The 12,949-nt window shown below is 59.9% G+C and carries 7 protein-coding genes; 5 read left to right on the plus strand and 2 right to left on the minus strand.

The genetic code is table 11. The annotated features are described in order from the left end of the window. The coding region (locus EOA29_RS01645) for an efflux RND transporter permease subunit (RefSeq protein ID WP_145969615.1) at positions 1–1,606 on the plus strand (1,606 nt) is incomplete at its 5' end. Between the two features lie 487 nt (positions 1,607–2,093). On the opposite strand, the gene EOA29_RS01650 is transcribed toward EOA29_RS01645, so the two are convergent. Continuing rightward, entirely contained in the window at positions 2,094–2,732 is a 639-nt protein-coding gene (locus EOA29_RS01650; RefSeq protein ID WP_127220083.1) for a TetR/AcrR family transcriptional regulator, read from the minus strand. Positions 2,733–2,890: 158 nt separating this feature from the next. Between EOA29_RS01650 and EOA29_RS01655 the strand changes: the two genes are divergently transcribed. The 4 genes from EOA29_RS01655 (at position 2,891) to EOA29_RS01670 (ending at position 12,509) form a co-directional block, all read left to right on the plus strand. Further along, positions 2,891–3,718 (plus strand): ATP-binding protein, encoded by an 828-nt coding sequence (locus tag EOA29_RS01655; protein ID WP_245468341.1) that lies wholly within the window; start codon positions 2,891–2,893, stop codon positions 3,716–3,718. Between the two features lie 1,265 nt (positions 3,719–4,983). After that, positions 4,984–10,941, plus strand: a complete 5,958-nt coding sequence (locus EOA29_RS01660) for a PAS domain S-box protein (RefSeq protein WP_127220085.1) — start codon at positions 4,984–4,986, stop codon at positions 10,939–10,941. A gap of 51 nt (positions 10,942–10,992) precedes the next feature. Next, the gene (locus EOA29_RS01665; protein ID WP_127220086.1) at positions 10,993–11,619 is read left to right on the plus strand and encodes a response regulator transcription factor; all 627 of its coding nucleotides are present in this window, start codon (positions 10,993–10,995) and stop codon (positions 11,617–11,619) included. Between the two features lie 221 nt (positions 11,620–11,840). After that, entirely contained in the window at positions 11,841–12,509 is a 669-nt protein-coding gene (locus EOA29_RS01670) for a response regulator (protein WP_245468343.1), read from the plus strand. Here EOA29_RS01670 and EOA29_RS01675 read toward each other — a convergent pair. Beyond that, positions 12,483–12,866, minus strand: a complete 384-nt coding sequence (locus tag EOA29_RS01675; RefSeq protein ID WP_127220087.1) for a response regulator — start codon at positions 12,864–12,866, stop codon at positions 12,483–12,485. The two genes, EOA29_RS01670 and EOA29_RS01675, sit on opposite strands and share 27 nt — an antisense overlap. Positions 12,867–12,949 lie beyond the last annotated feature (83 nt).

Below are 12,949 nucleotides of genomic sequence, written 5' to 3' on the forward strand. Positions count from 1 at the left end.
GCATTTCCACAGTGAAACGCTGAGCGCGCCGATGCGCCTGTTCAAGCGCTTCCTGCTGGCTGCAATGCGGGCCAAGTGGATCACCATTCTTGTCACGGCCGGCCTATTCGCGGCAGCCTTGGCGGGGACCCGCCTCATCCCGGAGCAGTTCTTTCCCTCCTCCGATCGGCCCGAGCTCTTGATGGATTTGAAGCTGCAGGACAATGCCTCAGTCCTGGCGACACGCGACGTGGTGCAACAGCTCGACGAGATTGTCGCCGCCGATCCGGATGTCGAGCATTTCTCGACTTATGTCGGTCAGGGTGCCATCCGCTTCTATCTGCCGCTCGACGTAGCCCTGGCCAATCCCTTCTTCGCGCAGTCTGTCATTGTGACGAAAGGCCTTAAGGAACGCGAGCAGGTGCGCGCGCGCCTTGAGAAGGCCTTGGCCACGCGTTTCCCGCAGGTCGTCGCGCGAGTCAATCCGCTGGAGCTCGGGCCACCCGTCGGCTGGCCGGTGAAATACCGAGTGGACGGGCCGGACCCCGAGCAGGTTCGCAAGATTGCCATGCAGCTTGCCGATGTCGTGGGCAAGACTGCGGGCGTGCGCAACGTCAATTTCGACTGGGTCGAGCCCTCTCGGGTCATGCGTATTCACGTCGACCAGGACCAGGCGAGGCAGCTGGGGCTCAGTTCCGCGGTGGTGGCCACCGCGCTCAACGCCGTCGTGTCCGGCACGACAGTGACACAGGTTCGCGACGACATTTACCTGGTCGACGTCGTCGCGCGCGCCGAACAAACACAGCGAACGTCCCTTGAGTCGCTCCGCTCACTGCAGATCCCTCTACAGGGCGGAAGGGTGGTTCCCCTCAGGCAGATTGCAAGCTTCGACTATTCCCAGGAATACCCCATCCTCTGGCGGCGCGATCGTGTACCGACGCTGACCGTGCAGGCCGATGTGGTGCCCGGGGTCCTCCCGTCAACAGCGGTCAAGGCCATTCAGCCACAACTCGACAGGTTCGCGGCGACACTTCCAAGTGGCTATCATATCGCGACCGGAGGTTCAGTGGAGGAGAGCGGCAAGTCCCAAGCTTCGGTCATGGCCGTGCTGCCGGCCATGGGGCTTTTGGTGCTGACCATCCTGATGTTCCAGCTCCAGAGCTTCCAGCGCATGTTCCTGGTGTTGAGCGTTGCGCCACTCGGCATGATCGGCGTGGTGGCGGCCCTTCTCCTGGCACAGGCTCCGCTCGGCTTCGTCGCGATCCTCGGCGTGCTGGCGCTGACCGGCATGATTGCACGCAACTCGGTCATCCTGATCGATCAGATCGAGACTGAAAGGATGACCGGCAAGCACCCGTGGGAGGCCGTGGTCACAGCTACGATCCACCGGACGCGCCCCATTCTGCTCACGGCGGCCGCCGCCACGCTCGGCATGGTGCCAATCGCGCCGACTGTCTTCTGGGGGCCGATGGCCTTCGCGATCATCGGCGGCTTACTCGTCGCGACGGTGCTGACACTGATCTTCCTGCCGGCTTTATATGTTGCTTGGTTTCGGGTCAGCGAACCCCGTTCAGCCGAGGTGGCCACTGAGAGATCGGAAATGGGAAACCTTGTGCTGCAGGCATGATTGAACGGCGAGCTACGAACGACGCCGTAGCTCGCCATCGCCGTCAGGCCCAGTGGACTGAACGGTGCGCGACTTGCGAATCCCTTCCGGGAGAATGGGAGTGGTTATCCAGGCACCGACGGCGGCTCGCGTCTGTACCGGAGCGAGTATCGCCGGCAGCCCTCTATCGCCGGCCGGCATCCGAACCCTACACAGGAGCAGACCTTGTCTTCACCCAGTTTCAGGACGTCCGCGTTAGATTAGGCTTCTAACGCGGCCTTGAGTCCGAGCGACGCAATAATCGACCCGGGGGAGGGGGGCGTAAGCGTTCCTACATTTGTCGTGGCGCCTGCGTCGACCACCTCCCGGCGATGCTAGGCTCAGGGCCCGGCGAGATCGTGGCCGCTGATCGCCCTATGATCGAGCTAGCTCTGATCCGGCGCGAAGATCGCTTGCTCGTCGTCGAAGCCTACGAGCCCTGTCCACACGGCGAACGCACACGCTCGCATTACTTGCTTGAGCCCCCTCTGCCGCTACCGGCCTTCGCACTAACTGTTGTTTCGGTCACACCAAGGGCTGCTAGCACCGCCTCGACAGCTTGGCGCGTCAGTCCGGGTCGTGTGCCTCGCTCGAGGACACCACGGGTCACTTGGAGCCAAATGCCCATTACGACATCAACGGCGAGGTCCAGATCTTGAACGGCGATGCGGCGCTGGGCGAGGGCTTCGGCCATGTCAGCTTTGAGATTCGCGCGAATGCCCCGGCCGAATTCCGGGGAGGACTGCGCGCTCTTGACGACGAGGCGCGCCCATCCCGTATCGGCACTAGCCTTGTCAAGGAATTGGGTAAAAGCGAAAGACAGACGCTCGACTGGATCCTTCAATTTCATCCGGTCAGGGCTCAATAGCTCATCAAAGCTCTCGCTGAGGCAGGCGCCCACCGCGGCAGCCAATTCATCGATACTCTCAAAATGGTAGTAGAACGTACCCTTGGCGACGCCAGCTGCCTCGACTAGTGCATCTATCGTAATGCCTTCAGGAGGTTTCTCCGCGAGCAGCGACGCTCCCGCTTCGAGAATCTGCGCCCTAGTCCGGGCCCGCCGCTCGCGGCCAATCTCTGCCCTGCGCTCCAAATCGATCTTTGCCATGCGTTATGCCTTCTTTGCATCGTAGCCTTGCGATTTTCGATTTGACTTCTTAGTCGAATTGACTTAATTGTTCAACACGAAAATTGGCTCACCGATGCTCTGACGTCGATTCCGATTGGTCGATGATCCAAAAGGGTAGCCGTTTATACGTCCGCACAATGGCGGCGCAACTCGCCCTGTTGTCTGCTGTCCTGGGAGTAATGGCGAAAGGTCAGGAGAGAAGCATGCTAGATTTTAATGCCTCGCACGCCAGTCGTCCCGAATTTCATGGATCGGACGCTCCCTACCTGCAAATTGATCCGCGAGTACTGCTGTTAGCGATTGTTCACGATTTCAACAACCTGCTCTCACCGGTTGTTAACATATTGGAAGAGTTGCAGCACCGCCGCGACAGCACGCGCAGAGAACTCGGAAAAATCGATGCCGCTATCTACTGCACGTTTCGGGCGAAGGTACTCGCCCGGCAACTCATTGATTTTGCAAACCCGAGACCAGTAATGCCCCAACCGACAGATATGCGCCAGCTGCTCACGCAGCTTGAGGGTGTTCTTGCGAGCGCCCTGCCCCCTGACATCCAGATGATCATAGAGGTCGCCGACCGTATTCCGCCGGCCATGATCGACCAGCAGCTCATCGAACGAGCAATTCTTAATCTGGTTTTAGACGCCCGCGACGCGATGCCTGCCGGTGGGGATATCACCATTGCTGCCGACTTGGCGTTTCCGCCTTCAACCAAAAAGGGTTTTCCAGAACGGATGATCCGGCTTTCCGTCTGCGACAACGGCATGGGCATGGAAGACCGGACGCACAAAATGGGGGGCCAGCCGAATTTCTCGACTACGATAAATGGAACCGGCCTCGGCCTGGCGAGCGTCAGGCAGATCGTGGAAAGCCTGGGCGGCGGACTCTCGATAATCACGAATCCCCGACATGGCACCACGATCGATTTATGGCTGCCCGCCGTGTGGGCGAGTTCGAACAAATGATCTGATGCTGACGGCGAAGGGAATACCATCATGGAAATCTCTGCTCTGCTCGAAAGATGCCTGACGGCGGTGTGGGAGTGGGTGGCCCCGAGCTACAGGCCGGAACTACATTATATGCGCGGACCTGGCCCCGCATCTGCACAGCGCAAGTTTCAGCTTGAATCAAAACGACTGCCCCTCCAGCGCAACTCGCGACTATAGGGTCGTCAATGCCCGCATGTAGAGAAGTCGCCGAGGTGCGACCTGCCTGAAGGGCCGGCGGCGAGCCCCAATCGCCAACGTTACATCGTCGGCGACTGCATGGCCGCTGCGTCGCTTATTGGGTTGCGCCTGCCGACATGCCGCTCGGGGGTGCCGGCTACCCGCCTGAGTCGAATATGTGAAGGTGCTACAATGATGTGTATAACATGCTGCCGCGTTTTTTACGGGCGACCCGTCCGATATTACTTCTGCTCAAAGATGTGCTGGGAGGACGCCAAGACAAACACCCCATGGAGGATACTCGCGCCTGAGTGGGATGGGCCGGGCTCCCGTTCGGTACGCTCACGACTACCGGTCGCTTTCAAAAGCCATTCGAGTCAATCCGCTGCATAGGAAAACCCCGACTGCCCAACTACCGACTTACATGGTCCAGCAATATGGATCTCCGCGAGGTTCTGTCGTCAAGAACGATCGATACGCAGCAGAGATACGCCGATCGGTCCACCGGTGAGGCGGGCGGCCACTGAGGCATCCGATGTCATCTAACTCATCTAGTCTTGAGCGGATATCATCGACGGCATTCACGACGGCATGCCGGTCTACTACGATATCCAAGAAGCCATCATTCACATCGAGGGTGCCGAGAGTTCCAGCCCAGCGACTGCAGCCACTCTGAACGCCGAAGCAATCCCAACTTCACGCCGCGCCACCATCTCGCGATTTTAAACGGGCTGCATCCAGGCTAGTCCGGGCGGTCATTGAGGGTTTAGAGACTTCATCCAAAAGGCTAGCCCGTCATACCTCGGCATAATACCGACCGCAGCCGCAGCAGTGTTAATCTCCTGCAACCTCTGGAATCCCCCGCCAGAGCCAACCTGCCGCGCCGGTGTGCACTTTGACCGCAACAACATGCCCGCTTAACCGGCGCGGCTACCCTTGTAAGAGGGTCGCCCCGCGAGCGGAGCGCGTTGACACAAAGCAGAAGTGATGGAACGCTGACCAGAACTGCTGATGCCGGTCTCGGAGCTTGAGGCGAGGGCAGATGCGAAGAAAGCCGTGTGGTGATGGACGACTCCGTCCAAGGTGTCCGGAAAAGGCGCGCCAGGAAAATCGCAAACACCAGGCGAGACGCTGCCGAACCTGGGCGGGCGAGGATACAGGCTGGTCTTTTTGAAGGACACCACGCCGTCTGGAACGAGGGCGATCGCATCTTCACGCGCGAAATGCTCCAGGATCAAAAAGGGCCGCAGCCCGTTCTGGTTGTGCGGCTCGCGGCCGAGCTCCCCACCCGCGCTAGCCTTGACAGGCTCGCACATGAGTACACGCTTCGCGACGAGCTCGACAGCGCATGGGCAGCGAAGCCGCTGGCTTTCAACAAGGACGCCGGCCATAGCACTCTTATCCTGGAAGACTGCGGCGGCGTGCCACTCAGCCAGTTGCTAGCACCGCGAAAGGAGGGAAGGGCGATCGAGCTTTCGACCTTCCTGCGGTTTGCTATCGGCATCACCGTAGCGGTAGGCAAGGCCCATGAGCGTGGTCTCATTCATCGGGACATCAAGCCGGCAAACATCCTGGTGAGCCAAGCACACTGTCAGGTTCGACTCACCGGCTTCGGCCTGGCGTCGCACCTTACGCGCGAGCGCCAAGCGCCTGAACCTCCCGAGGTAATTGCCGGCACCCTGGCATACATGGCGCCGGAGCAAACGGGCCGCATGAACCGCTCTGTCGACTCGCGCAGCGACCTCTACTCGATGGGTGTTACGTTCTACGAGATGGTGACCGGTAGGTTGCCGTTTTCCGCTGCGGACCCGATGGAATGGGTCCACTGTCACGTTGCCAGGCGACCCGTCTCACCGTCAGAAGGTGCGACGAAAGTGCCGCGCGCAGTCTCGGCAATCGTCATGAAATTGCTCGCCAAGAACGCCGAGGAGCGTTACCAGACCGCCGGCGGGCTAGAAGCCGACCTGCGACACGCCCTGACCGAGATGGAGGGGCGCGGGTGGGTCGAGGACTTCCCACTCGCCACCCAGGACCTGCCCGACAAGTTGCTAATCCCTGAGCAGCCATATGGTCGCGAGGGTGAGATCGCCATCTTGCTTGCCGCCTTCGACCGAGTTGTTGCAGCGGGCGGGCCTGAGTTGGTGTTGATTTCCGGCCCGGCCGGCGCCGGCAAGTCGACGGTTATCAACGAACTCCATCGCGCGCTCGTGCCATCGCGTGGGCTTTTCGCATCAGGCAAGTTCGACCAGAACCAGAGCGATGTTCCCTATGCGAGCTTGGCGCAGGCGCTGCGGGGCCTTTTCCGGCCACTGCTGGGCAAGAGCGATGCCGAGCTCGATCCTTGGCGCTCAGCACTCTCTGCAGCTTTGGGCTCCAACGGACGGCTGATGACGACGCTCGTCCCGGATCTCGAGCTGCTGATCGGACAACAGCCGCCCGTCGCGGAGTTGGCACCACAAGACGCCAAGCGCCGTTTCCATTTGATCGTAAGACATCTGCTGGCGGTGTTTGCCCGACCGGAGCATCCGCTGGCGTTGTTTCTGGACGACCTTCAATGGCTTGACGCTGCGACGCTCGACCTGCTTGAGGATCTGACCACGCACCCGGACTTGTGCCACCTCCTCTTGATCGGTGCATATCGCGACGACGAGGTCGCGCCTTCCCATCCCCTGATCCGGCGGCTGACCGCGATCCGGCAAGCTGGGGGGCGAGTGCATCAGGTCGGACTGACCCCACTCAGGCTGAGCGACATATGTCGGATGCTGGCTGATGCTCTTCATTGCGAAAGCAACCGTGTCCTGCCGCTTGCACGACTGGTGCACAAGAAGAGCGCTGGCAACCCCTTCTTTGCCCTTCAGTTCATCCTGGCCCTGCCGGAGGAAGGACTACTTGGCTTCGATCGTGGCCACAGGCGCTGGAATTGGGATCTCGAAGGCATTCGAGCGAAGGGCTATGCTGACAATGTTGCGGATCTGATGCTCGGTAAGCTCAGGCGCCTGCCAGCCCCCACTCAACGTGCCCTGCACATGCTGGCCTCCCTTGGCAATCAGGCAACCATCGATACGCTCACCATGATCCGGGGCGATAGCGACGAAGCTGTGCACGCCTCATTTTGGGCTGCGGCACGGGCCGGGCTGGTGTTGCGCGAGCAGGTTTCTTACCGGTTCCTGCACGACCGGGTTCAAGAGGCCGCCTACGCGCTCGTTCCACAAGACGAACGGGTCTTGGCACATCTGTCGATCGGTCGCCTGCTCCTCGCCCACACTCCTCCGGAGGCACGTGAAGAGCACATTTTCGAGATTGTCGGCCACCTCAATCGAGGAACGGCGCTCATCATCTCGGGCAAGGAGCGCGAGCGCCTAGCCGACCTGAACCTCGCTGCCGCCCGCCGCGCAAGGGCGTCGGCGGCATACGCTTCCGCGCTGACCTATGCAGGCTTGGGAGCCGCCTTGCTGCCACACGATGCGTGGGATCGACGATATGAGCTTGCCTTCGCGCTCGAGCTGCTGAGAGCCGAGTGCCTATTCCTCACTGGTTCTACGGCGGAGGCGGAGGGGCGACTCGCGTCCTTGTCGCGCCGTGCCACGGCCCTAACTGATCTTGCCCGCGTCACTCGGCTGCGAGTGGACCTTTCCATGAGCCTTGGTCGAAGTGACTTGGCCATTTTGGTCGGGCTCGACTATCTGCATCGCGTTGGCATTCGGTGGACGGCTCATCCCACCAGAAATCGTGTGCGCCGCGAATACACGCGGCTGTTCCAACAGCTCGGGGACCGTCCGATTGAAGCGCTTCTCGACCTGCCCCCAATGGCAGATCCGGTCGCGCTGGCCACCATGGATGTCCTTACCTCGCTCGTAACCCCGGCTTTGTTCACTGACGAAAACTTGCGCTGCCTCGTGATCGGACGGATGGGCAACGTCAGCTTGAAATACGGGAACAGCGATACCACGCCCTATGCCTACACCGCAGTAGGCACTGTGCTGGGACCATATTTCGGCAGGTACGAGGCCGGTTTCCAATTCGGCCTCCTCGGCTTGGACCTGGTCGAGCAACCTGGAATGGATCGCCTCAAAGCGCGTGTCTACCTCGCTTTCGGGAACCTCGCTAAGTCCTCGCCACGGCATGTGCAAACGGGACGCGCACTCGCTGAGCGTGTCTTTGACACGGCGCAGCAAGTAGGCGATCTCACATATGCCGTGCTGAGCCGCAACAATTTGCTGACCTATCTTCTTGCTGGCGGTGAGCCGCTTGCCGAAGTTGAACGTGACGCGCAAGCCGGTCTGGACTTCGCGCGCCAGGCCGGCTTCGGCGTGGTTGTCGGCTTCATTACCGGGCAATTGCAACTCGTGCGAACGCTTCGTGGACTGACGCCGGTGTTCGGTTGCTTCAACGACACAGGTTTCGACGAGTCTCAATTCGAGCAAGATATCGACGACCGGCCGGGTAGTTGCTTGTACTGGATCCGCAAGCTGCAGGCGCGCTGGCTCGCCGGCGAATACGTCACCGCGCTTGAAGCGGCCTCGAAAGCGCAGGGCCTCCTTTGGATGACACCTGCCATTTTCGAGAGGGCGGAATACCATTTCTACGCCGGCCTTTCGCTGGCTGCACTTTGCGACGCAGTTTCAGCTCCCGATAGCTCTCACCACCGAAAGGATCTGCGCGACCACCGTCGCCAGCTAGAGGAGTGGTCCAAGCACTGCCCAGAGAATTTTGGGAGCCGCGCAGCACTGCTCGGAGCGGAGAGCGCGCGATTGGACAACCGGACGCTGGACGCGGAACGCCTGTACGAAAAGGCCGCTCAACTTGCCCGAACGAACTTGCTGCCTAACGACGAAGCGATCGCCTACGATCGGGCTTCAGCCTTTTACCGTAGGCGCGGGCTCGATCAGATTGCCGCGCTTTACCTGCAGAATGCTCGTCGCGCCTATCAGCGCTGGGGAGCCGACGGCAAGGTACGGCAACTCGACGAACTCTTTCCACAGTTGCGGACCGAAGAAACTGCAGCCGCTGCGGCCGGGACGATCGAAGCACCGGTGGAGCATCTCGACCTCGCGACGGTAATCAATGTTTCGCAGGCCGTGTCGGGCGAGATCGTCCTTGAGAGACTTATTGAGACAGTCCTGAGGATTGCCCTCGAGCAAGCGGGAGGCGAGCGAGGCTTGCTAATCGGGTCGCAAGGAAGCGAACCGCGTTTGATGGCCGAGGCCATAACGAATGGTAACGCGATCGAAGTTGATTTGCGCGACGAATCCCTTGAATCGATCAGGTTGCCAGGTTCGGTGCTTCGCTATGTCATGCGCACGAAGGAAAGCGTGATCCTAGACTCCACCACCGGCAATGAGGCATTCGCCGAGGATCCATATCTCATTCAGCATCCTGGCCTATCGATCCTCTGTATGCCCTTGCTCAATCAGTGCGCGCTGTCCGGTGTGCTCTACGTTGAAAATAATCTCGCCTCTCGCGTGTTCGCGCCGGCACGAATGGCAGTGCTCAAAATACTAGCTTCGCAAGCGGCAACGGCGCTTGTGAATACCGGCTTGTACCGCGATCTCGAGGAACGCGAAGGTCGGATCCGTCGACTGGTCGAGGCCAACATCATTGGGATCTTCATCCGGGATATCGATGGCCGAATTGTCGAAGCGAATGAAGCTTTCCTCAGCATGATCGGTTATGGTCGCGACGACCTTCTCGGCGGACGCCTATCCAACTCAGAACTGACGACGGAGGAATGGCGGGATCGTGACGCCGACGCTGAGGCCGAGCTGCAGTCCACCGGTAGCGTTCAACCCTTCGAAAAGGAGTACCGGCACAAGGACGGCTCCCGCGTGCCGGTGTTGATTGGCGAAGCAAGCTTCGAAGGGAGCACGAACCAGGCTGTCGCTTTCGTGCTCGATCTGTCTGAGCGCAAGCAGGGTGAGGAACGACTTCGAGCGAGTGAGTCCCGCTTCAGAACTTTTGTCGATCACGCGACCGACGCATTTTTCCTGCATGCCGACGACCTGACCGTCATAGACGTCAACCGGCAAGCCTGCGAGGCACTGGGCTACAGCCGCGAGGAGCTGATTGGAATGCACCCGCGCGACTTTGACGGGGGTCTTGACCAAGAAGCACTGGCGAAGGTGGTTGATCATGTGGACTCCGGACAGACGACGACTTTCGAGACCCTCCACAGGCGAAAGGATGGGACCGTATTTCCGGTCGAAATTCGCGCCGGCAGATTTCAACTGGGACAAGAGTGGTTTCGTCTTTCACTCGTGCGTGACATCACTGATCGCAAGCAGGCGGAAAATGCCCTGCAACTCGCGCAAGCCGAACTGGCTCATGTCAGTAGGTTGACCATGATGGGTGAACTTGCGGCTTCAATCGCCCACGAGGTCAGACAGCCTCTCACCGGTCTCGTCGGCAGCGGCAACGCGGCTCTTCGTTACCTGGACGCGGATCCACGCGACATCATCTCCGCTCGTCGCGCTGTGGAGCGGATGGTCAGTGATGCATTCCGGGCGTCGGAGGTCATCGAGCGGATACGGGCAATGGCCAAGAAATCGCCGGAACGTCGCGAGTGGTTAAGCATCAACGACGTCGTTTTGGAAACGATCGCCTTGATAACCACGGACCTGCAACGGGCCGCCGTTTCGCTAACCACTAAACTGTCGAACAATCTGCCTGTGGTTCTGGGGGACCAAGTCCAGCTACAGCAAGTCATTCTCAACCTACTCATGAACGCCAAGGATGCTATGGCGGCTGATCCGATAGGACCACGCGAGCTCTCGATAAGTACCGAGCCGTCGGCAGACGACACCGTCCTAGTGGCGGTGCGTGACAGCGGGCCGCGGATTGACTCTGCGAAGATCGAGGAAATGTTTGAGGCTTTCTACAGCAGCAAGCCAAAGGGTTTGGGGCTCGGCCTGACCATCAGCCGTTCAATCATCGAGGCTCACAACGGTAGGCTCTGGGCCATGCCAAACGGCCCTCGTGGCGCCATTTTTCAGTTCACGTTGCCAGTTGAGGCGAAATCGCAATAAGCTCCAGCATCCGACGTGCCGGCATGATCGGATCGAAGTTGGGGCGCGTAGATGAAGGACATTGTCTACATCATTGATGATGACGTGTCGGTCCGGGAGGGCGTCGGGGATCTATTACGCTCAGTCGGGCTCGAGGTGCAGACCTTCGCTTCTGGTCAGGAGTTTCTGGACACAAAGCGCCCCGACGCTCCTGGGTGCATTATCCTCGACGTCAGGCTGCCCGGGCGGAGTGGGCTAGAAATGCAGAGAATTCTCCAGAATCTAAGCATTCAACTTCCTGTGATTTTCATAAGCGCCCACGGCGACGTTCCGATCTCTGTGCGAGCAATGAAATCCGGCGCCATCGAGTTTCTGACGAAGCCGCTCCGCGAACAGGAGTTGCTGGACGCAGTCCATGCTGGGATCGAGCGGGATCGCGCTCGGCGGGAGGAGGCCAAGCTGATCGCGGACCTCCGCACGCGCTACGATACGCTGACGGCCCGCGAGCGAGAGATCATGCACTTGGTGGTCACCGGCAGCGTCAATAAGCAGATCGCAGGTCAAACGAGTCTGAGTGAGGTGACCGTAAAGGTCCATCGCGGTCACGTCATGCAGAAAATGCGGGCGAAGTCTCTGGTTGATCTGGTTCGAATGGCGGACAGCCTGGGTGTCACTGCACAGCCGGCGCGGGCCAAATAGGCGCCGGTCGGCGGTACGAAGCTAGAGGGCAACTCTACCCTGGAGAAAATAGGCCTGCGAGCCGGTTCATTGCCTTCGCTATCGCGACCCTTCAGTTGCGGTAGCGCTTCGTTCGGCTCCTGCCAGCACGCATTCCTAATGCCCGCAGGCAATCGTAGGGATAGGATGGAGCTTGATGGGCGCAAGCCCGAGTGTCATAATTTGTACGGATAATATAGGCGTTGAGCATCGAGGTGGCCCACCCACAATCGACCGTTGTCGTCATCGACGATGATCCGGCAGTCCGCGAGACGCTAGGCAGCCTTGTGCGATCGGTAGGCCTGCACGCGGAGCTTTTCGGCCACGTCCGCGAATTCCTTGCTGGCGGTCGCCCTGAGGGGCCCGCGTGCCTCGTGCTCGACGTCCGGCTTCCCGGACGCAGTGGCCTCGAATTCCAACGGGACCTCGCGGCCGACAACATGCATATTCCGATAATTTTCATCACCGGACATGGTGACATCCCCATGACCGTGCGAGCGATGAGGGATGGCGCGATCGAGTTCCTCACCAAGCCATTCCGCGACCAGGACCTACTCGACGCGATCCAGTTGGGCCTCGAGCGGGACCGGATACGGCTGGACGACGAAAAGTCCTTGACAGAGCTGCGCATCCGTTTCGAGAGCCTCGGTCAGCGTGAGCGCGAGGTCATGGCCTTGGTGGTGGCTGGACGGGCAAACAAACAGACTGCCTACGAATTGGGCGTCAGCGAGATTACGGTCAAAGTTCATCGCGGGCAGGTGATGAAAAAAATGAAAGCTGCCTCCCTGCCTGAGTTGGCGCGGATGGCCGACAGGCTGAAGATCGGGTTGGACCGATCGCACGATTTAACGATTGGAAATACCGAGGCCTAAGGCCGCACGGAGACAGCCCAGCAGATCGCCTTCGGCAAAGGGCTTAGGCAGGTAGCAGCGCACTCCGGCATCCAGAGCGCGCCTCCGAATCCTTTCATTGGGGTAGGCGGTGATCAGAATGGTCGGAATAGTCCTGCCGGCTCCCGCGAGACGTTCATGCAGATCGAGCCCGCTCATGCCGGGCATGTTGACATCAGCAATCAGGCAATCAGTACGGCCAATATGGTCGGAAGCCAAAAAATCCTCCGCAGAGCCAAACACCTCGGCGGAGAATCCCACCGATCTAATCAGACCCTTGGTGGTTTCCCGAACCGACTCGTCGTCATCGACGACGACAATGACTGCCTCTCGCTCCAACCTCGAAACTCTCAATCTCGCTCGCCGTGAACGCTTCTAATCTACTGAGATCCCTAGCTGATCAAAAGGAGATACGAACTATA

This window comes from Mesorhizobium sp. M1E.F.Ca.ET.063.01.1.1, from assembly GCF_003998155.1.
GTDB lineage: Bacteria > Pseudomonadota > Alphaproteobacteria > Rhizobiales > Rhizobiaceae > Mesorhizobium.

Coding starts and splice junctions, on each gene's coding strand:
- EOA29_RS01650 (WP_127220083.1), bottom strand. CDS start 2,732: ATGGCAAAGATCGATTTGGAGCGCAGGGCAGAGATTGGCCGCGAGCGG.
- EOA29_RS01655 (WP_245468341.1), top strand. CDS start 2,891: ATGGCGGCGCAACTCGCCCTGTTGTCTGCTGTCCTGGGAGTAATGGCG.
- EOA29_RS01660 (WP_127220085.1), top strand. CDS start 4,984: ATGGACGACTCCGTCCAAGGTGTCCGGAAAAGGCGCGCCAGGAAAATC.
- EOA29_RS01665 (WP_127220086.1), top strand. CDS start 10,993: ATGAAGGACATTGTCTACATCATTGATGATGACGTGTCGGTCCGGGAG.